The organism is Frankia sp. ACN1ag, from assembly GCF_001414035.1.
In the GTDB taxonomy this organism is placed as follows: Bacteria; Actinomycetota; Actinomycetes; order Frankiales; family Frankiaceae; genus Frankia; species Frankia torreyi.
The window spans coordinates 1-23,167 of sequence record NZ_LJPA01000046.1 but is presented as its reverse complement, the minus strand read 5'-3'; the positions used below and the strand labels follow the sequence as shown (position 1 = coordinate 23,167).

Here is a 23,167-nt window from a genome sequence, read left to right as displayed (position 1 = left end):
CTGGTGCGTGCCCGCGCCGACGTGCAGGAGGTCATGCTCGGCTACTCGGACTCGTCCAAGGACGCGGGGATCACCGCGTCCCAGTGGGAGATCCACAAGGCGCAGCGGGAACTGCGCGACGTCGCCCGCCGCCACGGCGTCGTGCTGCGGCTGTTCCACGGCCGCGGCGGCTCCGTCGGCCGCGGCGGCGGCCCGAGCGGCGAGGCGATCATGGCGCAGCCGTTCGGCACGCTGGACGGCTCGATCAAGGTCACCGAGCAGGGCGAGGTGATCTCGGACAAGTACACGCTGCCCCAGCTCGCCCGGCACAACCTGGAGATCACCCTCGCGGCCGTGGTCGAGGCGTCGATCCTGCACCGATCCTCGCGGCTGAACCCGACCACCCTCGCCGGGTGGAACGAGACCATGCAGGCCGTCGCGGATTCGGCCCGAATCTCCTACCAGGCGTTCGTCGGCGATCCGGCGCTCGTGCCGTTCTTTCTCGCCGCCACCCCGGTGGAGGAGCTCGGCAACCTCAACATCGGCTCCCGGCCGTCGCGACGGCCCGGCGGATCCGGGGGGCTCGCCGACCTGCGCGCGATCCCCTGGGTGTTCGGCTGGACGCAGTCGCGGATCATCCTGCCCGGCTGGTTCGGCGTGGGCACCGGCCTGGCCGCGGCCCGGGCCGCGGGGGCCGGCGACACCCTCGCCGAGATGTACCGGTCGTGGCACTTCTTCCGGACCTTCCTCGGCAACGTGCAGATGACCCTGGCCAAGTCGGACCTCACGATCGCCCAGCGGTACGTCTCGACCCTCGCCGGCGACGACGGCGGCTCGATCTTCGAGGCGATCCGCGCCGAACACGCCCGCACGGTCACCGAGGTCCTCGCGGTCACCGGCCAGGCCGAGCTGCTGGAGAACACCCCGACGCTGCGCCACACCCTCGAGGTCCGCGACGCCTACCTCGCCCCGCTGCACGCCCTGCAGGTCTCCCTGCTCGCGCGCGCCCGGGCCGCCGGGGAGGGCGCCGATCCCCTGCTGCGCCGGGCGCTGCTGCTGACGATCAACGGCATCGCCGCCGGCCTGCGCAACACCGGCTGACTCCACCCGGCCGGCCGCCGGACCGAACCACCCTCGCGCAGCTTCTCAATTGTCTTGGTTGACAACCTGTTGTGCGCTATCTACCGTCGGACGCATGAGCCGGCGCCTTCTCCTGGTATGCCGTGCCCACATCGACTTCCATCGCGTCGCGAGCGCGCTCTGTAGACCTCGCCGCTGATCCTTCCGAGTCTCAGGGCCAAGCCGCGCGCCGCGGTCGGCCGCGTGAGCCGGAACAGTCGGGACGGCGGGTCGGCTCCTGCCGTTGAGGCAGCCTGGCCGGAGCAAGCGTCGCCGATCGCCGCGCTTGTCGCGGCGCTCCTACCGGTCCGGCTACCGCCACGGGGCCCAAGGTCCGCTACGACTCCCCTCCCACCCAGCCGACCCGCCGGCCGTGGTCGGCGACCACGGTCATCGTCACGCGCCGCGGTCACAGCGCGTCCGGGCGTGGCACCCGCGGGCCGCCGGTGGGACCCTGCCCCGGTCATCCACCCGAGACGCCGCCACGGTGCGCGCCTCGGCACGCCTCACGCCCGCGCCGCGGAACGGCCGCACGTGGCCCGGCTGTGACGCGAGGAGGTTCCCCGTGTCCGTCCAGCGCAGCGTGTCCGTCCGCAACGAGGTGGGTCTGCGCGGCGAGCCGCCGACCACCCGCGCCCCGCGCACCCGGCCCTCCGGCCGCGGGGGCGCCCCCGGAGCAGGCACGGCGCCGTCAGCCGGCCCGGCAGAGGCCGCTTCGACCGGCAGCGGTCCGGCGGAGGCCGGTCCGACCCGCGGTGGGTCGACCGGCAGTGGGTCGACCGGCAGTGGGTCGACCGGCAGTGGCATCGGCTCCGGCGCTGCGGCGGCGATCCTGCGGACGGTGCTCGACCACGGGCCGGTCGCCCGCACGGCGATCGGGCGGGCCACGGGGCTCAGCCCGGCGGCGGTGTCACGGCAGACCGCGGGGCTGATCTCGCTGGGCCTGCTGCGCGAGCTCCCGGCGAGCTCGTTGTCCCCGCGGGTGGGGCGCCCGCATGTGCCGCTCGACGTCGACACCCGGCGCCATCTCGCCTGCGGCGTGCACATCGCGGTCCCGTTCGTGACCTTCAGCGTGGTCGACCTGCGCGGCCAGGTGGTCGCCCGGGAGCAGCGGCCGCGGGAGGGAGACGCCATGGCCGTCCTCCAGATGATCATCCGGCACCTGCCCGGCTTCCTCGCTCGGCACGCCACCGGAAGCCGGGTGCTGGGGCTGGGCGTGGTCACCGGCGGTCGGGTCGACCCCGAGCTCGGCCTGGTGGTCGAGCACGAGCCACTGGACTGGCGGGACGTGCCGGTGCGCGCCGTGCTGGCGGCGGCCACCGGGTTGCCGGTGCACGTCGACGGGCACGCCCGGGCACTGGCGCAGGCGGAGATCCTCTTCGGCGACCCGCGTGCCCGGCGCAGCCTGCTGCACCTGTTCGTGGGCAACGTCGCCGACGCCGCGTTCGCCACCGACGGCTCGGTGCACATCGGCCCCAACTCGGCCGCCGGCGGCATCGCCCACCTGCGGCTCGCCGACAGCGACGCGCCCTGCCGATGCGGCCGGTCCGGCTGCGTGCAGGCGACCCTGTCCGAACGCACGCTGCTACGGCACGCCGTGGGCGAGGGGATCATCTCCCGGCCGGACCTGCAGGACCTGCTGGCCACGGCCCTCGGCGGCGACCGTCGCGCCGTGGCGCTCTTCCGCGACCGGCTGCGAGTGGTGGGACGGCTGATCGCTCTGCTCGTCGACATGATGGATCCGGAGATCGTCGTTCTCACCGAGGCCGCCACCCTGTTCCTGCCAGCCCTGCGGGCCGACCTGTTCGCCGAGATCTCCGCGTACTCCCGGGTGTGCGCCGAACCCGAACGGATGGTGCTGCCGAGCAGCTTCGGCCCCGACGTGCTCGCGGTCGCCGCAGGCGCGGCGGTGCTCGACGCGGTGCACCGCAGCCCGCACAGTCTGCTGGCCGGCCTGACGACGCCGCGGCCGGCCGCGGGGGCGGCTTCTACTCGCCGTCCGGCCACCCCGCTCACCCGCCGCGGCAATTAATTTCAGCGGAACGCAAAATATTGACGGCCCCATCGTTCATCACCGAAGATTGGTCCGTGAACAACATCGGACGCAGCGGCGGGGGTATTTCTCCGCCTCCCGGCCCGTGTTGTCGCCGATGTTGACGCTGGATATCCTCCACCGTACCGAGCGGAGATCCAGGCAGGCTCGCGTCGAGGATGCCGCTACTGCCATCCTCCCCTGCATTTCCGGCTGCTCCGTCGGCCACCCCTGAAACAAGGACGCCGCCTCGGCCGTCGCCGATTCCGGCCGATTTCGGCTGCCCTGAAGGCGTGCAGCCAAAGACCTGGGTCGGCAGCGCGCGAAAACATCGGATGCCCCATTCCCAGCTTCATCCATTCCTTTTCCCGCCCTGGAGGAACTGCAGGATGACCAGCATCACACCCACCGCCCTGGGCATCGACGTCCGCCCGCTCTCCGGCCACACGGGGGCCGAGATCCACGGAATCGACCTGCGCGAGGAGCTCGACGACGCGACCGTGGCGGAGATCCGTTCGGCGCTGCACCAGTGGAAGGTGGTCTTCTTTCGGGACCAGCACATCGACCACGCCCAGCAGGTCGCGTTCGGGCGTCGGTTCGGCCGACTGACGCCGGCGCACCCGCACGAGGAGGCGCCGCCGGCCGGCTTCCCGGAGATCCTGCCGATCGACAGCCGCCGATACGCGAAGGTCTTCGGCAAGCGGAAGGCCACCTACGACAACGGCTGGCACACCGACGTCACCGCCCTGGTGAACCCGCCCACCGCGTCGATCCTGCGCGGCGACGTCATCCCCCCGTACGGCGGGGACACCGCGTGGACGAACCTGGTGGCGGCCTACCAGGGGCTCCCCGAGCCGCTGCGGAACCTGGCGGACGGCCTGCGCGCCCGGCACAGCTTCGGGAACTTCCCCAGCGACAGCGAGTACGGCCGCAGAGTGGCCGCCAATCCGCTGGTGGCAATCCACCCGGTGGTGCGGGTGCACCCCGAGACCGGCGAGCGGGCGTTGTTTGTCAGCCCGAGCTTCACCGCGAAGGACGGCGAGATCATCGGATTCTCGCCGAAGCAGAGCCGGCAGATCCTCGACGTTTTCTACGACCAGATCTCCCGCTCCGAGTTCACCGTGCGGTTCAAGTGGAACCAGGGCGACGTCGCGTTCTGGGACAACCGGGCGACCGCTCATCTGGGGCCGTCCGACCTCGGCCACCTCGACTTCGACCGGGTGCTGTACCGGGTGACCATCGAGGGCGACATCCCGGTCGGCGTGGACGGTCGAGAGTCGGAACTCGTCGCCGGCGAGCCTTTCCTCGGTACCTGACGAGACTGAACCGGCGGGCCCGCAGGGCCCGACCGACGGTCCGCAGCCGAGGGCCGAGACCCCCCCGAGGGCCAAGAAATCCGCCGAGAGCCGCGAGGGCCGTCTCCCTCGCGGCTTTCGGGCGCACGCCGGACGGCCGCCGACCACCGGCCGGGTTTGACCGACCAGCCGAGTTTGACCGACCAGCCGGGTCTGACCGACCAGCCGGGTCTGACCGACCGACAGGGAGATCTCCATGCATCATCGACGACCGTGGGCGCGGCGTCCTTCCCTCCTGACCGCCGGACTCGCCGTGCTCATCGCGGTGGTCCTGGCCGCCTGCGGCAGCGGCGGCGGGGACGGCGCGCGGGCGGCGGCCGGCGACCAGCGGGTGACGCTGCGGATCGGCGACCAGAGCAAGACCCTGGAGCTGCCGCTGACGCTGTCCGGCGCGGCCAGGGGCGCCCCGTACGGTCTGGCCTACAGCACGTTCGCCGACGGGCCGCACATGAATGCCGCCTTCAGCGCGGGGCGCCTCGACGTCGGCTACATGGGTGACACGCCGGTGCTGTTCGCGAACGCCGCGAACGCCGGTGTCGTGGCGATCTCCGTCGCCGAGAACCCGGTGAACAGTCAGACGATCATCGCGAGAGCCGGCTCCGGGATCCGCACGCCGGCTGATCTGCGCGGCCGGCGGGTCGCGTTCACCCTCGGCACGTCGCTGCACGGCTACCTGCTCAACCAGCTCGACGGCGCCGGCCTGAACCAGGACGACATCAGCCCGGTCAATGTGCCCGTCACCAGCCTGACCTCGACGCTGGCCTCCGGCAAGGTCGACGCGATCGTCTACACCCGGCAGTACACGGCCGTCGTCGCCAGGCAGGCTCCCGGCTCCTACGAGATCCAGACCCGTCCGCTGCCGCAGTACTCGGTGCTGCTCGCGTCGAAGTCGGCGCTGAAGAACCCGGCGAAACGCGCCGCGATCCAGGACTTCGTCCTGCGGCTGGCACGGGCCTGGTCCTGGCCGAAGGCAAACGCCGCCGTCTGGGTCCAGAAGTACTACGTCGACCAGCTCAAGCAGGATCCGGTCGCCTCGCGCAAGTACTTCGACTCGCTGCCCGAGGCCCGCTACCGGCCGGTCTCCCCCGCCTTCGTGGCCAGCCAGCGGGTGCAGGCCCGGCTGCTGGGCAGCGTCGGTGAGCTGCCGAAGTCCCTCGACGTCGACGACGAGCTCGATCCCGCGTTCACCGGCGAGCTGACCGCGGCCTTCGCGAAGGCGTTCCCCGCAACCTGAGTGGGCCGCAATGCGACTCCGCGCGACCGCCTGCGCGGCGGTCGAACAGAGCCGGTACTGGGACAGGTTCATCTCCTTGGAAAGGCAGGTCAACCCGTGACCAGCAAGGGACGGCGTCTCCTCCCCGCCGTGAACGGCGCAGTCTCCACGCCGCAAGCCCGATGACCGAACTCATCTCGCACCACGACGTAGCCGGGCAGCACGCGACGTCCCCCGGTCCGCTCGNGGCCGAACCTTCGACGACCGCAGCCGAACCGGCGGGACGGTCCCAGGTAGTCCTGGTGGACCTCACCGCCGGGCGGCGCCGCACCACCAGGCGGCGTCGGGTGCCGACGGAGGTGCGCCGCTTCCTCGGCCCGGCGCTGCTGTTCGCACTGTGGTGGGCCGTGACGGGGCTCGACCTCGTCAGCGATCGCGCGCTGGCCTCGCCCGCGGCCGTCCTCGACGCGGCCCGCGAGCTGTGGCGCAACGGAGACCTCGTCGACAGTCTCGGCGCCTCCCTGTACCGGGTGGGGGCCGGCGTGCTGTTCGGCGTCGGCATCGGGCTGGCGCTCGCCATCATCGCCGGCTTCTTCCGGACGGCCTCGGACGTCGTCGACTCGGCGATGAACTTCCTGCGCACGATCCCGGTCATCGCCCTGCTGCCGCTGATCATCGTGTGGATCGGGATCGGCGAGAGCGCCAAGATCTTTCTGATTACCGTCGGCGTCGCGTTCCCCATCTACATGAACACCTACGCGGCGATCCGCGGCGTCGACGCCCGGCTCGTGGAGGCCGGGCAGACCTTCGGGCTGGGCCGGTTCGGGCTGGTGCGTTCGGTCATCGTGCCGGGGGCCGCGCCGGGCTTCCTCGTCGGGCTGCGCTGGGCGCTCGGCGTCGCCTGGCTGCTGCTGGTGTTCGCCGAGCAGGTCAACACCGACTCCGGCCTCGGCTATCTGCTCAACAGCGCGCAGTCCTGGAACCGCACCGACATCATCGTGCTCTGCCTGGTCGTCTACGGAATCCTCGGGCTGGTCAGCGACGGCCTGGTCCGCCTCTTGGAAAGGACGCTGCTGTCATGGCGCCGCAGCTTCGACGGAACGTGAGCACGCAGGATCCGCAGCACCCGGCGTACGCGGCGGCGGCNGATCCTGCGCCGGGGGCGGGCGGCGGGGTCGCCGTCCTCGCTCGAGCCGACACCGAGAGCTCCAGGAACGCCGAGGAAGCCCGTCGCAGGGACGCCGGCACCGTGGACGCCGGCACCGTGGACGCCGGCACCGTGGACGCCGGCACCGTGAGCGCTAGCACCGTGGATGCCGGCAGAGGGACCGCCGGCGGAGGGGCCGCGAGCGGGGTCGCGGTGCGCGTCCGCGGGCTGCGGCGCGTCTTCGGCGAGCAGGTGGTGCTCGACGGGCTCGATCTGACGATCACGCCGGGCGAGTTCGTCGCCCTGCTCGGCCGCAGCGGGTCGGGGAAGAGCACGCTGATCCGGATCCTGGGCGGCTTCGACGATGGTGTGGAGGGCGAGGTGCTGGCCGCCCGGCGGCGCTCGGTCGTCTTCCAGGAGGCGCGGCTGCTGCCGTGGAAGCGGGTCCTGCCGAACGTCACGCTCGGCCTGGCCGGCCGGGACATCGCCGAACGCGGCCGCGTGGCGCTCGCGGAGGTCGGTCTGGCCGGTCGGGAACGGTCGTGGCCGGCGACGCTGTCCGGCGGCGAGGCTCAACGGGTGGCGCTGGCGCGGGCGCTCGTGCGGGAACCGGATCTGCTCATGCTCGACGAACCGTTCGGCGCTCTCGACGCCCTGACCCGGATCCGGATGCATGCCCTGCTCCAACACCTGTGCCGGCGGCACCAGCCGGCGGTGCTGTTCGTGACGCACGACGTCGACGAGGCGATCCTGCTCGCCGACCGGGTGCTCGTGCTCACCGAGGGCCGGTTCTCCCTGGACGTCCCGGTGGAGGTGGCATCACCGCGCCGACGGGCCGACCCCGCCTTCGACCGGCTGCGCGCCACGCTGCTCGCCGAGCTGGGCGTGGACGACCTGGCGGCGGGCACCCACTGACGCCTCCGTGCGGTCGGGCCGCACCACACCGCCCGGCCGCACCACACCGCTGTCGCCGCGGCCGTTCGCGCAGAAACCACCATCGGGCGGATCGTGCGGCCGATGGATCGGCCGGACGATCGGCCGCCACGCCGTCTGAGTGATCGGACGGGTGCGAGGCGGCTCCGAATGCGGCGGATCATCGTCGTCCCCGCACTAAACTCTGATGCCGTGACGGGTCAGGGCGGTCCGCGGGGCAGGGGAGGGGCTCCGGCGGCCATGCCGCCGCCCGAGGAGCCCACGACCGGCACCGGCACCAGCACCGGCGTGGGGGCCGTGCCGCGCCCGCCGGCCGGATGGGCCGCAACCCGCGGCGGGCGGATCGCCCGGACCACGGTGGCGTCACTGCTGACTGTCGGGTTGGCGGTGGCCGCGCACGTCCTCGCCTGCGGCAGGGCGCCGGCCGTCGCGGTCGCGCTGGTGGGGATCGTCCTGGTGATGCGCGTCTGCTGGGGCGTGTCGGAACGCCGGGCGTCGATGCCCCGGCTGGTCGGGCTGGTGCTCGCCGTCCAGGCGTGCCTGCACGTGGCCTTCGGGCTGTCCGCCCCCGCCGGCCATGCCGGCATGGCCGGCGAGGGAAACCACGTGGGGCTCACGGCGGCGTCGCCGGTGGACCTGGTGCCCGGCGGGGCGGCGATGCTCGGCCTGCACCTGACCGCCGCGCTGCTTCTCGCCGGGTGGCTCGCGCTCGGCGAGCGCCTGCTCTGGCAGGCCGCGCGCGGGGCGGTGCGGGTGGCCCGCCGCGCGGTGGACCGGCTGCACCGCCCGCGACCGGGCGACGGTGTGCCCGCAACGGTCGCGAGCCCGCGATTTCCCGCCCCCTCCGGGCCGCCTGGCATGGCGTGCTCGCTGTGGCTTCGGCATGTGGTGGTGCGGCGCGGGCCGCCACGCCTCGCGGCCTGACCCACCGCCGCCCGTCGCGGCGCACAGGATCCGTTTCGTAGCACCGGTCTCCAGGACTCGGAGCAACCATGTCACGCTCATTTCCGGCACTTTCCGCCTCGAATCCGTCGCTGCCGGCGGCTCGCACCTCGATGAGCCGCACCGGCCGGGCAACCACGATCAGCCCGGCAACCACGATCGGCTCGGCGACCACCTTCGGTGCAGCGACCACAACCAGCCCGGCGACCACAGCAGGCCCAGCAACCACGGCAGGCCCAGCAACCACCACCGGCCCGGCGACGACAGGAGCGGTCAGATCGACCGCCGCCCCCACCGTGGCGCGGCCGTCGGCCGGCTCGGCCGGGACGGTCATGGCAGCGCCGGCTGCCTCCGCCGTGCCCCAGCCCAAGAGGGCGGCCGGGGATCTGGAGCGGGCCGTCCTGACCCTGCTGTGGTCGGCCGACGAGCCGTTGATGCCCTTCCAGGTCCAGCAACGCCTCGGCGCCGGTCTCGCGCAGAGCACGATCGCGACGACCCTGCTGCGGCTGGTGAACAAGGGGATGGTCCAGCGGGCGCCGCGGGGAAGGGGTTTCGCCTACCGTCCCCTGCGGCGGGCCGCCGACCACGCGGCGGGGCAGATGCTCGACTTCCTGCTTCGCGGCGAGAATCCCGACAGCGTCCTGCGAAGCTTCGCCCGCCGACTCTCCACCGATCAGCGCGATGTCCTTCTCCGCGCGCTGACCTGATCAGCGGCGGATTCGCCTACGGCGTCGCGGCCGGGTCCTCGCCGGCGGGGTCCTCGCCGGCGAGCTGGGCGGTGATGCGGTCGAGCGCGGCGAGGTCGGCCGTGTCGAGTGCGACGAGCGCCGCGGGCGGCCGGTTGAGCATGTCGTCGGCGAGGCGGGCCGCCGTCCGGCCGGAGGCGGTCAGCTCGACGAGCTTCGAGCGCCGGTCGTCCGGGTGCACGGTGCGTTCGGCCAGGCCGCGCCGTTCCAGCTCGTGAACGGTCAGGGTGGTGTAGGGGCGGTCGATCGACAGGGCGGCGGCGAGTTCGCCCAGCGTCAGTGGCCCGGCCTGTAGCGCCAGGAGCGCCTTGACCCGGATGAAGCTGAGATCGAGCGCCTCGCAGACCTCCCGCCGGCGCTCGTTGCGATCGACCACGACCGCCCGGATCCGCCGCCACACCCGAGCCGCCCGCGCTGACCTCTCCGCCCGCCCGGCCAGCACCGCCGCCCCGGAGCACGCGCCTGCCTCGGTCGGCCCGGCTGCCTCGCCTGGGCCGGGCGCATGGGCCGGGCGGGACGGCTCGGACAGCACGGGCCGCCCGACGGAGACGCCGACGGGCGCGGGCGTCGGGCCCGTCGGGTCGGCCACCGCCGCAGCGGTCAGCGCGGGAGCGCGCCGGTCAGCGCGTGGGAGCGAACTCATCGTGACCATCCTGCCCGGAGGAACCGTGGGACCGAGACCGGGCCGCGGCGCCGGCGCGCCCCACCCCGGACCGCCGCCGGAAAGCGCCCTGCCGCCCGACGGGGCGGCCGGCACGGCGCTCGTCGCTCCCGCCAACCCCCGCCGCCGCGGGCCGCACCGGACGCCGGTGCCGCCCGCCCCCCTGGGTGTCCCCGGGGCGCGGACCGGCCGCGGCCGGTCCGTCGCCCTCGGTCTGCCTCGCCGACGCGGCGTCCCGGGCAGCCGGCGTCCGACGGGCATCGGCATCGGCATCGGCGACAGAACCAGCGGCACCAGCGGCACCAGCGGCGAGCCGGGCGGCGGTGCGCTGCGCGGTGCCGCGCGCCCAGGTACCGGTGCTCGCGGCTCCGAGCAGCAGCACGCCCGCTCCGCACAGCACGATGGTCCACCAGCCGACGGCACTGGTCGGGTCGACGACCCCGGCGCGGCCGGCGACGCGCGCCGCGGCGAGCGACCCGATGACCGCGACGCCGAGGGACTGCCCGACCTGGCGACTCGTCGAGGCGATGCCAGCGGCCACCCCGGCCTGGGACTGCGGCATGCCGGTCACGGCCGTGTTGGTGATCGGCGCGTTGACCATGCCGAATCCTAGCCCGACGAGCACATACGCCGACACGAGCCAGGGTATCGAGGTGCTCACACCCAGCCCGGTCAGCATCACGCTGCCAGCCGTCATCGTCACACCCGCGATGAGCAGCGGCGTGCGGGCCCCACGACTGGCCACGAGCCGCCCGGCGATCGGCGCGGACACCACCGTCATCCCGGCCATCGGCAGGGTGGTGATCCCGGCGAGCAGCGGCGAGTAGCCCCGGACCTCCTGCAGGTACAACGTGTTGAGGAACAGGAAGCCGGCCAGCGCGGCGAAGGCGAACACGGCGATGCCGGTCGCCCCGGCGAACGGCGCCGCCCGGAAGAAGCGGACGTCCAGCAACGGTTCGGCGCGGCGGCCTTCGTAGCGGACGAGCACGGCCGCCCCCACCGCCGACACCGCGAACAGCGCCAGCGTCCGGGCGGCGAGCCAGCCCGCCGACGGGGCCTCGATGATCCCGTAGGTCAGTGCGGCCAGGACGGCGATCACCAGGGCCTGCCCCACCGGGTCGAACCGGCGGGCCCGCGCCGCGCGCGACTCCGGGACGAACAGGCCCGCGAGCACCAGCGCCGCGACGCCGACGGGGACGTTGACCCAGAAGATCGCCCGCCAGCTCACCGACTCGACGAGCGTCCCGCCGAGCACCGGTCCCAGCGCCATGCTGACGCCGATCACTGCGCCCCACACCCCGATCGCCCGGGCCCGTTCCCGCGAGTCGGTGAAGGTGTTGCTGATGATCGACATGGCGACCGGGTTCAGCATCGACCCGCCGACCGCCTGCACCATCCGGAAGGCGATCAACCAGGTCAGGCTCGGCGCGAGGCTGCACAGCAGCGACCCGAGGGTGAACAGGACCAGCCCGGTCTGGAAGACCCGGCGACGGCCGAGCCGGTCTCCCGTCGACCCGCCGAGCATGAGCAGGCTGGCCAGGACCAGCGTGTAGGCGTCGATCGTCCATTGCAGGCCGGAGGCGGAGGCGTGCAGGTCGCGGCGCAACGACGGCAGCGCGACGTTCACGATCGTGTTGTCGAGCCCGACGATGAACAGGCTCATACAGCAGATCGCCAGGACGAGTAGTCGCCGTCCCCGGGTCAGGTCGGACATCGGCAGCTCCCCAGCGAGCGGCGTGGCCGGCACCGACGGCACTGTGCGGCGGCCGAGCCTGACCACGCCCCCGGATAGTTGTAAATCAACAATTTTTAGCCTACTACAACGGTCTCGCGGTGCGCCCGNCACCGCCGCCCGTCCTGCCCGCCGCGACGAGATCGGCGAAGCACGGGGAGTTGCTGGCGGCCGATGACGAGGGCGAGCCCATGGGACCGTCACCAACCTCCAGCACTTCCCCATCGCTATACGGTCCCGACCCCTCCGACCACCGGGCCGATCGGCGTCACCCCGGCTCGCGCCGGGCCGTGAGCAGGAGGCGGCCGGCGCCCAGGGCGAAGGGCGTGCCGTCCGGGCCGGCATAGCGTCGGATGTCGGTGAACCCGGCGTCCGTCAGCAGGTCGCCCAGATGGGCGCTCGTGTAGATGTGGTGCAGCGCGGTGGCGTCGAGCCGCCGGGCCCCCTGGATGAAGCGGTAGCGGCTGATCAGCCGGCTCGCCGCGACGTCGTACTCGGTGGTCGTCTCCACGGTGATGTCGCCGGTCCGCATGGTGCGCGGCGCCCCGGTGAAGCCGGGCAGGATCGACTCGGCCGTCGCACCGAAGTCGACGACCAGCCCGCCACCCGGGCGGACAGCCCGGCCGAGCGCCGCAGCGAAGGCGCGGGTGCCGGCCAGATCCAGGTAGCCGAAGCTGTTGCCCAGGCAGACCGCGGCGTCGAAGACGCCGAACCGGCCGATGTCGCGCATGTCGCCGTGTTCGAACGCCACCGCCTGCCTGACGACCCGCGCCGCACGCTGGGCGTGGGCGATGGCCTCCGTGGACAGGTCGACCCCGGTCACCCGGTGGCCGCGCGCGGCGAGGGCGAGGCTGTGCCGGCCGCTGCCGCACGGGACGTCCAGGATCCGCGAATCGTCCGGCAGACCGAGCCTGGCCTCGACGAAGTCGATGTCGGCCGCGGTCCATTCCGGTGAGGCGGCGCGCCGCCAGAACTCGTTGGGAAGGTCGGTGAAGAAGTCCGCGTACCACGCGGACGGGATGTGTGCGGATGGGCTGTATGTGGACGGAGTGTGCTCGGACAACGCAGGATGCTCCCGATTGAGGTACCTCGACAGGACGTTGCTGTCGCGGGGCACCGGGAGAAGGACAGCCGCGCGCGGTCAGCCCGACGGCGGACGGCAGTGCTCCGCGGACGGGCTGTGCGCCGCGGAACGGCCCGAGGCCGGCGCGGCGCTGCGCGTGACCGCCGCCGGACCGGGCTGGCCGGGCGATCACCGGTGACCCGGGACGGGGCCCGGGGCAGCCATGGCATCCTCCATGTTTGCCGCCGGGCCGTGGCCCGACGGGTCTACGGGCAAGGCTAGGCCGGCCGGTCCGGGCCGGCAACGGGTTTTCCGCCCCCGGCCCTGGCCGCGCCTACCCGGCTGGGATCCAAGCCGGCGCACGCCCGTATCCTCAGTGCGGGTCGAATCGGGATCGGGAGGGCACTGCGGTGTTACNCCTGCGTCCCGACGATCCGGAGCTGATCGGCGACTACCGGCTGTTGCAGCGGCTCGGCGCCGGCGGCATGGGTCGGGTGTACCTCGGCCGCAGCCCAGGCGGGCGCACCGTGGCAATCAAGGTGATCCGATCCGAGTTCGCCGACGACCCGCAGTTCCGCCAGCGGTTCCGGCGCGAGGTCGACGCGGCCCGTCGGGTGGGCGGGGCGTGGACCGCCCCGGTGCTCGACGCCGACCCCGACGCCGAGCAGCCCTGGCTGGTCACCACCTTCGTGCCCGGTCCGTCGCTGCATGAGGCCGTCCGCGCCCACGGCCCGCTGCCAGCCCGCACCGTCCGGGCCCTCGGCGCGGGTCTGGCCGAGGCGTTGATCGCCGTGCACGGCGCGGGCCTGGTGCACCGGGACCTCAAGCCGTCCAACGTGCTGCTGAGCCTGGACGGTCCGCGGGTCATCGACTTCGGCATCTCACGGGCGGTCGATGCGACCACGCTGACGCACACCGGGGCGGCGATCGGCTCGCCGGCGTTCATGGCGCCCGAGCAGATCAGGACCGGGGACGTCGGGCCGGCCAGCGACGTCTTCGCCCTCGGCGCGGTGCTCGTGCACGCCGCGACCGGCGCCGGCCCGTTCCAGGCCACCACCGTGCCGGCGATGATGTACGCCGTCCTGTCCCGGGAGCCGGACCTGGCCGCCGTGCCGGCCGACCTGCGCGACCTGATCGGCGCCTGCCTGCGCAAGGCCCCCGGCGAGCGCCCCTCCCCCGCCGCGGTGCTGGCGGCGCTGGCGCCCGCCGGTGGCGCGGCCGGGCTGATCGCCGCCGGCTGGCTGCCCGCGACACTCGTCACCGCCCTGAGCCGCCGCGCCGTCGCCCTGCTCGACCTCGACGCCCCGACCCGCCCGCCCCCGCCGCAGGGCCTGTCCGGCACCGGGTCACCGCATGCGGCTGGCACTCCGAACCACCCCGAGCCGCCGCCCACCAGCACCGGCCCGGACGCGAGCCACGGACCGTGGCCGGATCGCGGCCGCACCCGCACCGTCCCCTCCGACCCGCGCGGGTATCCGCCTCCTGGCACCACCCCGCCGCCCGATCCGTACCGACCACTCGGTAACACCCCGCCACCCGACGGCTTTCCAGCACCCAGTGCCCTCCCGCCACCCGGCACACCCTCGCGCCCCGGCACCGGCTCGATGCCCGGGCCCCGGCCGGGTCAGGACCTGCCGTGGCCGCCGGCCGCGCCCAGGCAGCCGGCGACGCCACGCCGACGGTCTCGCGTCCTCGCGGTCCTCGCGGCCGCGGCCGCCGTCGGTCTGGCTCTGGTCGCCCTGGCCGTGGTGCTGATCGTCGATCGTGGCTCCGACGGCGGCACCGCCACTGCCGGCGGTGCCCGCGCGGGTTCCACGTCCGGCGCAACCGCGGGCGCGGCATCGGGGGCGGGGGCGGGGGCGGTCGGCGGCGAACGGCTCACCGGGACGAACCCGTCGACGAGCCCGGCCGTGACCGCGGGCGCGGCGGTGCCGGCCGGATACGTTGGCACCTGGCGTGGCGAGATCACCACCCCGTCGGGCCTGGCGCAGAACGCCGTCGTCACGGTGCACCCGGGGCGGACCGGGCAGGCCGTGGCGCATTCCGAGATCACCGTCGACGGGCTGACCCAGCCCGACGGGCAGCTCATCCGCTGCACCGCCGATCTGCGGCTCGTGAGCGTCTCCGGCGGCCTGACCCTGCAGGACATCCCCGGTACGGGCTCGGACCCGAAGATCCTTGGCATCTCCGCGTGCTCCCACGGCGGCCGGATCTCGCTGCTCCTGCAGGCGGACGGCACGGTCCGCTTCGCCGCCGAGGCCCCCGGCACCGGCAACCCGACCGGCACCCTGACCCGAGACCGCTGACGGCTCCCGGCCGCCGTCAGCGACGGCGCAGCGCCGACGGCGGCGGCCCGGCCGCGTGTTCCTGGGCGTCGAGGAGTTCGTCGCCATGCTCACGCGTCCAGTCACCGAGCGCCTGCATCGGGCCCTCGACCAGGCTGTGCCCCAGCGAGGTCAGCGCGTACTCGACCCGGGGCGGGGCCTGCGCGAAGGCCCGGCGATCCACCAGACCGTGGGCGCACAGCCGGCGCAGCGCCTCGGTGAGGACCTTGTCGCTCAGGCCACCGATCGCTGCCCGCAGCTCGCGGCGCCGCCGAGGGCCAGGGCGAAGCGCCATCAGGACGACGGGATCCCAGGTATGGGCGAACAGGTCGGTCGTCGCCCGCAGGCGGCAGTCCGCGACCAGTTCGACGCAGGAGTCCTCGGCCTTGCTCATTCCCGCCATCGTCGCAGGTTCCCCACGCACCGATCGGTGCGTAACGAAATCTCTACCGTGGGCACCGAAGCGGTCGGCGACATGGGGAGGTACCAATGCGGATCGGGATTCTGGGCACCGGAGCCCTGGCCGAGGCACTGGGCACGGGCTGGGTCCGCGCCGGGCACGAGCTGGTGATCGGCGGTCGGTCGCGGGCGAAGGCGGAGGCGCTCGCCGGACGCCTGGGCGGCGGGACACGCGCCGACACTCCGCGGGAGGCGGTCACCGGGCAGGACGCCGTGCTGCTCGCGGTGCTGTGGAGCGGCGTCGCGGACGTGCTGCGCGACGTCGACGCGGCCGCCGGCACCCTGGCCGGGACCACCCTGATCGATCCGACGAACGCCGTGGAGCATGGCGTCGGGGTGCTGCTCACCGAACCCGGGACGTCCGCCGCCGGCCAGATCGCCACATGGGCTCCCGGCGCCCACGTGGTGAAGGCGTTCCATCTTTTCCCCGCCGAGCAATGGACGGCGCCGCCGCCCGGCGACGATGCCGGCCCGGCGCACACGACGGTGGTGATCTGCGGCGACGACGCCGGCGCGCTGCGCGTCACCGGGGAGCTCATTCGCGACGTCGGCGGGACACCGGCCGTGCTGGGTCCGCTGGATCGCGCTCGTCAGCTTGAGGAGGCCGCAGGCTTCGTCATCGGCCTCGCCTTCGCTGGCGTCGACCCCAGCTCCGCCATCCCCCGCGTCCCGACCCAGTCACCGTCCCCGGACGGCTCGGTGGTCTGACCGCCGCGATGCGGCCGGACGGCCGGGAAGCAGGAGCGAGGCAACGGCCGCGGTGGCGGTGACGACTGCTGCGCCGAGCAGTGCGTGAGCATAGCCGTCGGCGAGGGCGGCGGCTACGGAGTGGGTTTGCAGGCGCGCGGCGGTGGTGGGGACGGCAACGGCGTGGGCAGCAGCGGTGGTGTGGGCGGCGAGGGTGGCCAGCGCGGCGAGGCCGAGCGCGCCGCCGACCTGCCGTGAGGTGTTGACCAGGCCGGCGGCCAGGCCGGAGTGCGCCCGGTCGATCCCCTGGGTGGCGGTGACGGTGACCGGGGTGATCGCCAGGCCCAGGCCGAGAGCGGTCAGCAGGAACGGTGCCAGCACGTCGGTGCTGTAGTCGCCGCTGACGCCGACCCGCGACAGCCACGCGAAGCCGGCCGTGCTCAGCACCATGCCGGTCGCGAGGAGGCGACGGGGGCCGAGCGTCGCGAGCAGGCGCACGGAGATCCGGGCCCCGACGATGAGGGCCAGGGTGCCGGGAAGGAGGCACAGCCCGGTGTGCACGGCGCCGAGGTGCAGGACCTGCTGCAGGTACAGCGACAGCAGGAACCACATCGGGAACAGCGCCCCGCCGATGAAGATCATGATGAGGTTCCCGCCGGCGAGGGTGCGGCGGCGCAGCATCGCCAGGGGGACCAGGGGTTGCGCGGCAGTGGACTCGATCACGACGAACCCGGCGAGCAGCAGCACCGCGGCGGCGAGGGGAACGGCGACCCGGGGGTCGGCCAGGCCGTGAGTCTCGGTGTTGACCACCCCGTAGACCAGCGCCGTCAACGCGGCGAAGACGGCTGCGGCCCCCGGCAGGTCCAGGCGGCGCAGGGCGTCCGCCGCGCGCCCGTCGGCGGCGGGGATGCGGCCGCCGGCCACGGCGAGGACGGCCGCGCCGGCCGGGACGTTGACGAACAGGACCCAGCGCCAGCCCAGGTACTGGGTGAGCACCCCGCCCAGGACCGCGCCGGCGGCCCCGCCGGTGGTCGTCACGGTGCTCCAGGCGCCCACGGCCCGGGTGCGGGCCGTGGGCTCGGTGAACGTCGTGGTGATCAGAGTGAGGGTGGCCGGGGCGAGGAACGCGGCGCAGACTCCCTGGCCCGCCCGGGCGGCGATGAGCACGGCGCCGCTGGTCGCCAGACCGCCGGCCAGCGACGCCAGGGTGAACCCCGCCAGACCCGCCAGGAAGACACGCCGGACGCCGACGAGGTCCGCGACCCGACCGCCGAGCAGCAGCAGCCCGGCGAACCCGAGGGTGTAGGCGGTGACGATCCACTGCTGGCCCGCGGCGCTCAGGCCCAGGCCGTGCCGCATCGCGGGCAGCGCCACGTTCACGATGGACACGTCGAGAATGACCATGAACTGGGCCACGCAGGCGAGCGTCAGGATCGCGGCCTTCGAGAAGGTCGTCGAGGAGCTCGTCGAGGAGGTCGCCGCCGATGGGGCGGGGCGGGCGATCTCCTGTGGTCGAGCGGACATCGGCATGGACACGGCGCTGACCTCCCGGTCGGTCGGATGATCAGGACTTCGCCGGCTACTGTCCGTCCGTCGGCGTGCCGTCGACGAACTGCGCGAACTGCACGAGCAGGGTCAGCAGCGCCTCGGGGGCCTCGAGATGCGGCAGGTGTCCGGCTGCGGGCAGCAGGTGGAAGGCGGCGCCGGGGATGGCTGCGGCGTACTGCCGGCCGTAGGCCGGCACGGCCATCCGGTCCGCCTCGCCCCAGACCACGAGCGTGGGAACGGCGAGTCCGCCCAGCCGTCCGGCCAGGCTCGGGTCGGCCATCGTCGGGCCGCCGTAGGCCTGCAGGGCCGCCCGGTTGCCCGCGGCGACGGACTTCTGCGCGTCGGTCAGCGCGGCCAGGTTGATCCGGAACCTGTCCGGGTCGGCGTAGCTGAGGTTCACGACCTCGTCCAGCGTCAGGGCGAAGAAGTCGGCGACGGGGTGCTCGGCGCTGGTCGGGCCGACCGCGTTGAGCAGGACGAGGCGTCCGACCCGCCCGGGCGCGGCGAGGGCGAGTTCCGCGGCGGTCCAGCCGCCGATCGAGTTCCCCACGACGGTCACGTCGGTGAGGTCGAGCAGGTCCAGCAGGCCGCGGTAGACCTCGGCGAGCCGGCGGACGGAGTCGATGCCGTCGGGCCGGGGAGTACCGCCGAACCCGGGGTGCTTCGGGGTCAGGACCCGGGCCGGCCCGCGGGCGGCGAGCAGGTCGGCGAAGCCGGCGACCGAGTCAGGACCGGCGCCGCCGTGCAGCAGCAGGACGACCCGGCCCTGCCCGCGCTCGGTGACGGTGACGGGAACGGGGCCGGATGACGTGGGCACCTGGTGGACGGTCGTCGAGAGGTCCGTGGTGGTGGGCATGCGATCTCCTCGTGACAGAACGGGTGCCGCGCGGCGCCGCGCGAAGGGGCGGCGCACCGCGCGGGTTCGGCTGGGGGCGGCCGGGGCGGCCGGGTGCGGGGCCGATCAGTCGGCGTAGTCGGTGGCCACCTCGGTGGCGTACCGACTCATGACCTGTGCGGTCGCCTCGGGCGTCGCGGGGCCGGTCTGGGCGATCATCTCCCGCAGGTCGCGGAAGTACTGCACATACAGGTCCGGGGTGAAGGTGTTGAGCAGCACCAGTGGTTCGTCGCCGGGGTTGGCGAAGGTGTGCGGCGCGCCGGGCGGGATCATCGCGAGGGTGCCGGCCGGCGCGTCGTAGGTGGTGGTGCCGACGGTGAACCGGGCGGTCCCGGAGACGACGTAGAAGCCCTCGTCGTGCCGGCCGTGCCGATGTTGGGGCGGGCCGTCGGTGTGCGGGGCGAGGGTGATCTCGCCGATGCCGATGCGATGGCCGGTGGTGCTGCCGTCCTCCAGGATGCGCATCGTCGCCGGGCCGAGGTGCACGGCCTCTCCACCCCCGGGTCCGACGATCGAAGCCTTGGTGCCCATGGGATCTCCTCCACACTTCTTCGTGAGAGCTGACACGCATGAAGATAGCGAGCTCGCTTCACTGATGCAAGCGTACTCTCGCGAAGAGACATCGCCATCATGATGAGGAGGGGGACGTGAGATGGCCGTATCAGGCGCCACCGGCCGGACGAATCAGAAGGCCAGGACCCGCAAGGCCATCGTGGAGGCATGCCGTGAGCTGATCCGCTCGGGAGCCGAGGTCACGATGCCGCAGGTCGCGCAGCTCGCCCTGGTCTCCGAGGCCACCGCCTACCGCTACTTCCCCGACCTGGTCTCGCTGATCCAGGAGGCCCTGGGCGGACTGTGGCCGGAGCCGGCGCAGGCTCTCGCCCCGATCATCGGGTCGACCGATCCCGGGGAGCGCGTCGCCTTCGCCTGCGAGCACCTCCTGCGCCATGTGCTCGCCTACCAGGGCGCGGTGCGGGCGACGATCTCCCACACGATCACCGCACCGCTCCGGGCGCGGGACCGCCCCGGCCTTCGTTTCGGCCTGATCGACCACGCCCTCGCGCCGTTCCAGGACCCGGCCGGTCCGGCCTACCTCAGCCCCGCCGCGCTGGACCGCCTGAAGCTCGACCTGGCAATCACCGTCAGCGCCGAAGCCCTGTTCGTCCTGACCGACCTGTGCCGGCTGCCACCGGAGGAAGCGATCGCCAGCGCGGTATGTACGGCCACCACCCTCACCCGAGCCGCCTTCACCGACCCGCCCGCCTGACAGCGCAGGACAGGGTCAGCGCCGATAAATCGATGTACTTCCGTGGGCGCGAGATCCACAATGACCCGGTGACTGGGACTCGCACAATTCGGTCCGCGACGATGGCGGATGTGACCGCTCTCGGCGAGTTGAACGCCGACCTTCAGGAGTTGCATGTCCGTATGCAGCCAACCGATTTCCGTGCGCCTGACACAACCNCCGCCGCCGCCTACTTCCGGGAGCGGCTGACCGCACCGAACGTGCTGGTGCTGCTTGCCGACGAGGATGGCCAGGCACTTGGCTACCTGTACGCCGAGGAGCAACGCCTGGAAGCAGACGCCTTCCGGCAGTCATCCAACGTCCTGCATATCCATCACCTCTGCACTCACCCCGCCAGGCGGAGATCTGGCATCGGCCGCGCCCTGATGACCACGGCGGAACAGCACGCAGCCAGCCGATCCCTGGATACGCTGCGACTCAACACGGGAAGTTTCAACACGGACGCACAGCGGTTCTTCGGGCGACTCGGTTACGAGCCGTACAGGATTCGACTCATGCGACGTCCCTGAACTTTCGCCGGCTACCCTACTTGCAACCGTGCCGGGGCGGGCAGCTTGGAGTGCCTGGACACCTGTCGTGGACCGACTCCGTCAGCGAGCGTCGATCCCTCAACCTCGAGTGCACGCGGCGTTCCACTGAAATGCGCGAACTCTCACGCCAGGCCAGCTCAGGGCTGTGGGTGAGACGGCAGCGGCGCCGCGCCGTGGTGGGCGGTGAGCCCTCCGTCGGCGACCAGCGTCGTACCGGTGATGTAGGACGCCTCGGGCGAGGCCAGGAACCAGATGGCCGCCGCGTGCTCACGCGCCTGTCCCCAGCGCTGCATCGGGATCCGCCGGCCTACCGCCGCCGTGGACTCCGGCTCGGTCCGGTGCCGCGCCGTCAAGGGGGTCTCGCTGAGGCCCGGCGCCACCGCGTTGATCCGGATGCGCTGGGCCGCGTGATCGAGTGCCGCGGCGCGCACCATGTTGATCACCGCCGCCTTGGACGCGTTGTACGCCCAGTTCCCCGGCTCCCCCTGCAGCCCGGCACTGGACGCGGTCACGACGATCGCGCCGCCGCCGCCGGCGCGCATGGCCGGAACGACAGAACGTATCCCGATCGCGACGCCTCGCACATTGACGGCAAGGATCCGGTCAAGCCGATCGATCGCATCGGCGTCCTCCCACGGCAGGGTCCCGCCGATCCCTGCATTGAGGACCGCGACGTCCAGCCGCCCGAACCGATCGAGCGCGAGCTGCGCCATGGCCGTACCGGTCTCCTCGCGGGAGACGTCCCCGACGAGCGGCACGACCTGCTCCGATGCCGGCCGGCCGATCAGGGCGGACAGCCCGGCCTCGTCCAGGTCGACCGCGACGACCCCGAACCCCCGGGCGGCGAACAACTCCACGCACGCTCGCCCGATGCCGGACGCCGCTCCCGTGATGACGACCGACGAGGCGACCACGCTTCCTCCAGGGAGCTCGGGGAGACCACCGCGGCGGCGAATCCGGCTGGCGATGCCGACGTAAGCCTCACCCGTCGGAGTGAACGGGAATGTTCCACGTCATGACGCACAGGAGTCGAATCCCGGCCGGGCGCCCAAGCCCGATAGACGAGTCGGCCCGAAGGACGACCACCGGGCTCACCCGGCCAGGCCGCCGAGGGCTTGGAGGGTGCGATCGCGCTCGGCGGGAGTGGTGATCCCGGTGGTGTTGGCGATGAAGTTGGTGGCGCCGGCGTCGGCGAGGCGATGGAGCTGCGCTTCGAGGTGCCGCTCGTCGCCGATGATCGCGACGTCGGCGGGGTTGGTCGCGCCTTCGTGGTCGAGCATGGCCCGGTAGGAGGGCAGCTCGGCATAGCAGGCGAGGTGGGCGGCGGCGCGTCGGCGGGCCTCCTCGGGGTGGTCGGTGACGCAGACCGGCAGGCTGACCGCGACCTGCGGCGCCCCGGCGGCAGCGGCGGTGATGGCGGGCACGATGTGGTGCTCGATCGTCCGGGGCCCGGCCATCCAGGTCATGGCTCCGTCGGCGAGTTCGCCGGCGACGCGGAGCATGGCCGTGCCGAGCGCGGCGACAAGGACGACGGGCGGGGTGCTCCCGGCGACGTGACCGGCGAAACCGCTGGTGTCGGCGGTGATCATGTCTCCCTCGAAGACGACCGTGCCGTCGCGCAGCAGCGGCCGCAGGGCGCAGAGGTATTCGCGCATATACGTAGCGGGGCCGTCGAGATCGATGCCGAAGCGCCGCGCGACCGGCCGCCGGTGCAGCACGCCGAGGCCGAGGGTGAGCCGACCACCACTGGCCGCCTGAACGGTCTGCGCCTGGCTGGACATGGTGATCGGATGTCGGCTGTGGGTGACGGTGACGGCGGTGCCGAGCCCGATCCCGGGCACGTGGACGGCCAGCACGGCGAGGGCGGTGAGCGCGTCGAGGTCGTACTGCTGGCCCAGCCAGACCGAGCCGATGCCGGCCGCCGCGGCGTCTCTGACCTGGCCGACCAGCACATCGATGGCGTTCGACGCCTCGGGTCCGGGTGGCACGAGCGCGAGCCCGATCGGGATCATGCCGCCCACGCTAACCACGTCACCCCGAACTATCGAAACCACTTCAGTGGAATCCAGTGCCGGCGCCGAACCAGGGGCTACCGAAGAAGGTTGNGTCTCGCGGGCGAGGACGCCGCCAGTCCCACCTTGGTCAACCGGCTAGTACTACAGCGACAGTGGTCGGTGTGTGATCTCTTGCTTCGAGTGCGGCGTGGTGTGGACGGAAGAGCGGCCACCGTGTGTTTCTCCATGTTTTNTGANAACAAAGNGAGAGACCGCGGTGGCCGCGGCTCAGAGTGTATCCGAGGTGGATGTAGCGATGTGGGAGGCGGGGCTGGAGGAGCTGTTCGGCCGGGTGGAAGGCTGTTTCCGGTCTGATCAGCCCCGGGCGCAGGCGCGGGCGTATGTGGCGGGGTTGTTGTCTCGGACCGAGCGGAAGAACGGGTGGACGCTGGCGGAGTTCAGCCGTGAGTCCGGGCCGCAGAAGATGCAGCGGTTGTTGAAC

At 73.0% G+C, this 23,167-nt stretch carries 22 protein-coding genes and 2 pseudogenes; 15 read left to right on the top strand and 9 right to left on the bottom strand.

The genetic code is table 11. The annotated features are described in order from the left end of the window. The 8 genes from UK82_RS40580 to UK82_RS27565 form a co-directional block, all read left to right on the top strand. Nucleotides 1-1,080, top strand: a 1,080-nt coding sequence (locus UK82_RS40580) for a phosphoenolpyruvate carboxylase (protein WP_236706521.1), incomplete at its 5' end; no start/stop codon positions are given. 583 nt (nt 1,081-1,663) lie between these two features. Beyond that, nucleotides 1,664-3,130 (top strand): ROK family transcriptional regulator, encoded by a 1,467-nt coding sequence (locus UK82_RS27595; RefSeq protein ID WP_173667363.1) that lies wholly within the window; start codon nt 1,664-1,666, stop codon nt 3,128-3,130. Between the two features lie 389 nt (nt 3,131-3,519). Beyond that, nucleotides 3,520-4,446, top strand: a complete 927-nt coding sequence (locus UK82_RS27590) for a TauD/TfdA family dioxygenase (RefSeq protein ID WP_044888520.1) — start codon at nt 3,520-3,522, stop codon at nt 4,444-4,446. Nucleotides 4,447-4,681: 235 nt separating this feature from the next. Beyond that, on the top strand, nt 4,682-5,719 hold the full coding sequence (locus tag UK82_RS27585) for a PhnD/SsuA/transferrin family substrate-binding protein (RefSeq protein WP_055410234.1): 1,038 nt from the start codon (nt 4,682-4,684) through the stop codon (nt 5,717-5,719). A 278-nt stretch (nt 5,720-5,997) separates the two neighbouring features. Next, nucleotides 5,998-6,804, top strand: coding sequence for an ABC transporter permease (locus UK82_RS27580; protein ID WP_396230660.1), 807 nt, complete (start codon nt 5,998-6,000; stop codon nt 6,802-6,804). A gap of 188 nt (nt 6,805-6,992) precedes the next feature. Then, nucleotides 6,993-7,760 carry an ABC transporter ATP-binding protein gene (locus tag UK82_RS27575; RefSeq protein ID WP_396230659.1) on the top strand — a complete coding sequence of 256 codons (768 nt, stop codon included), beginning with the start codon at nt 6,993-6,995 and terminating at the stop codon, nt 7,758-7,760. A 258-nt stretch (nt 7,761-8,018) separates the two neighbouring features. Further along, entirely contained in the window at nt 8,019-8,702 is a 684-nt protein-coding gene (locus tag UK82_RS27570) for a hypothetical protein (RefSeq protein ID WP_052681610.1), read from the top strand. 350 nt (nt 8,703-9,052) lie between these two features. Next, nucleotides 9,053-9,427, top strand: coding sequence for a BlaI/MecI/CopY family transcriptional regulator (locus tag UK82_RS27565; protein ID WP_044888527.1), 375 nt, complete (start codon nt 9,053-9,055; stop codon nt 9,425-9,427). A 16-nt stretch (nt 9,428-9,443) separates the two neighbouring features. Here UK82_RS27565 and UK82_RS40575 read toward each other — a convergent pair whose 3' ends face one another. The 3 genes from UK82_RS40575 to UK82_RS27550 form a co-directional block, all read right to left on the bottom strand. Beyond that, on the bottom strand, nt 9,444-10,109 hold the full coding sequence (locus tag UK82_RS40575; RefSeq protein WP_236706520.1) for a MarR family winged helix-turn-helix transcriptional regulator: 666 nt from the start codon (nt 10,107-10,109) through the stop codon (nt 9,444-9,446). Then, nucleotides 10,087-11,841 carry an MFS transporter gene (locus tag UK82_RS27555; protein ID WP_055410254.1) on the bottom strand — a complete coding sequence of 585 codons (1,755 nt, stop codon included), beginning with the start codon at nt 11,839-11,841 and terminating at the stop codon, nt 10,087-10,089. Before UK82_RS27555 ends, UK82_RS40575 begins: the two co-directional genes overlap by 23 nt. 286 nt (nt 11,842-12,127) lie before the next feature. Beyond that, complete coding sequence (locus UK82_RS27550; RefSeq protein WP_055410251.1) at nt 12,128-12,922, bottom strand: cyclopropane-fatty-acyl-phospholipid synthase family protein; 795 nt, start codon at nt 12,920-12,922, stop codon at nt 12,128-12,130. 461 nt (nt 12,923-13,383) lie between these two features. Between UK82_RS27550 and UK82_RS27545 the strand changes: the two genes are divergently transcribed. Further along, nucleotides 13,384-15,228: a serine/threonine-protein kinase gene (locus UK82_RS27545; protein WP_255354370.1), complete on the top strand. Its 1,845-nt coding sequence runs from the start codon at nt 13,384-13,386 to the stop codon at nt 15,226-15,228. Nucleotides 15,229-15,244: 16 nt separating this feature from the next. On the opposite strand, the gene UK82_RS27540 is transcribed toward UK82_RS27545, so the two are convergent. After that, the gene (locus tag UK82_RS27540; protein ID WP_110431466.1) at nt 15,245-15,640 is read right to left on the bottom strand and encodes a helix-turn-helix domain-containing protein; all 396 of its coding nucleotides are present in this window, start codon (nt 15,638-15,640) and stop codon (nt 15,245-15,247) included. 95 nt (nt 15,641-15,735) lie between these two features. Here UK82_RS27540 and UK82_RS27535 point away from each other — a divergent pair, with 95 nt between their 5' ends. Beyond that, a complete protein-coding gene (locus UK82_RS27535) occupies nt 15,736-16,413 on the top strand; it encodes an NADPH-dependent F420 reductase (RefSeq protein ID WP_055410228.1) in 678 nt (225 codons plus the stop codon). Here the strand turns inward: UK82_RS27535 and UK82_RS27530 are convergent. Beyond that, nucleotides 16,384-17,808, bottom strand: coding sequence for an MFS transporter (locus UK82_RS27530; protein ID WP_304438073.1), 1,425 nt, complete (start codon nt 17,806-17,808; stop codon nt 16,384-16,386). The genes UK82_RS27535 and UK82_RS27530 overlap by 30 nt on opposite strands. On the opposite strand from UK82_RS27530, the gene UK82_RS40570 reads away from it, so the two are divergent. Then, nucleotides 17,795-17,956: a hypothetical protein gene (locus UK82_RS40570; RefSeq protein ID WP_236706519.1), complete on the top strand. Its 162-nt coding sequence runs from the start codon at nt 17,795-17,797 to the stop codon at nt 17,954-17,956. The two genes, UK82_RS27530 and UK82_RS40570, sit on opposite strands and share 14 nt — an antisense overlap. A 15-nt stretch (nt 17,957-17,971) precedes the next feature. Here the strand turns inward: UK82_RS40570 and UK82_RS27525 are convergent, their stop codons facing one another. Together UK82_RS27525 and UK82_RS27520 are read right to left on the bottom strand one after the other, a co-directional pair. Next, nucleotides 17,972-18,796: an alpha/beta fold hydrolase gene (locus tag UK82_RS27525; RefSeq protein WP_044886012.1), complete on the bottom strand. Its 825-nt coding sequence runs from the start codon at nt 18,794-18,796 to the stop codon at nt 17,972-17,974. A 105-nt stretch (nt 18,797-18,901) separates the two neighbouring features. Beyond that, the gene (locus tag UK82_RS27520; protein WP_044886011.1) at nt 18,902-19,366 is read right to left on the bottom strand and encodes a cupin domain-containing protein; all 465 of its coding nucleotides are present in this window, start codon (nt 19,364-19,366) and stop codon (nt 18,902-18,904) included. A gap of 121 nt (nt 19,367-19,487) precedes the next feature. Between UK82_RS27520 and UK82_RS27515 the strand changes: the two genes are divergently transcribed. The 3 genes and pseudogenes from UK82_RS27515 to UK82_RS43470 all read left to right on the top strand — a co-directional run. Continuing rightward, on the top strand, nt 19,488-20,102 hold the full coding sequence (locus UK82_RS27515) for a TetR/AcrR family transcriptional regulator (RefSeq protein WP_044886010.1): 615 nt from the start codon (nt 19,488-19,490) through the stop codon (nt 20,100-20,102). Next, nucleotides 20,051-20,299, top strand: a pseudogene (locus UK82_RS43475) (hypothetical protein); the annotation flags it as partial. The gene UK82_RS27515 and the pseudogene UK82_RS43475, both read left to right, overlap by 52 nt. A 1-nt stretch (nt 20,300) precedes the next feature. Beyond that, nucleotides 20,301-20,650, top strand: a 350-nt coding sequence (locus UK82_RS43470; protein ID WP_396230658.1) for a GNAT family N-acetyltransferase, incomplete at its 5' end; no start/stop codon positions are given. A 158-nt stretch (nt 20,651-20,808) separates the two neighbouring features. Here UK82_RS43470 and UK82_RS27505 read toward each other — a convergent pair. Next, nucleotides 20,809-21,585: an SDR family NAD(P)-dependent oxidoreductase gene (locus UK82_RS27505; RefSeq protein ID WP_044886008.1), complete on the bottom strand. Its 777-nt coding sequence runs from the start codon at nt 21,583-21,585 to the stop codon at nt 20,809-20,811. A gap of 177 nt (nt 21,586-21,762) precedes the next feature. Then, nucleotides 21,763-22,683, bottom strand: coding sequence for an LLM class F420-dependent oxidoreductase (locus tag UK82_RS27500; RefSeq protein ID WP_044886007.1), 921 nt, complete (start codon nt 22,681-22,683; stop codon nt 21,763-21,765). Between the two features lie 298 nt (nt 22,684-22,981). On the opposite strand from UK82_RS27500, the pseudogene UK82_RS27495 reads away from it, so the two are divergent. Further along, a pseudogene (locus UK82_RS27495) lies at nt 22,982-23,167 on the top strand (IS701 family transposase); the annotation flags it as partial.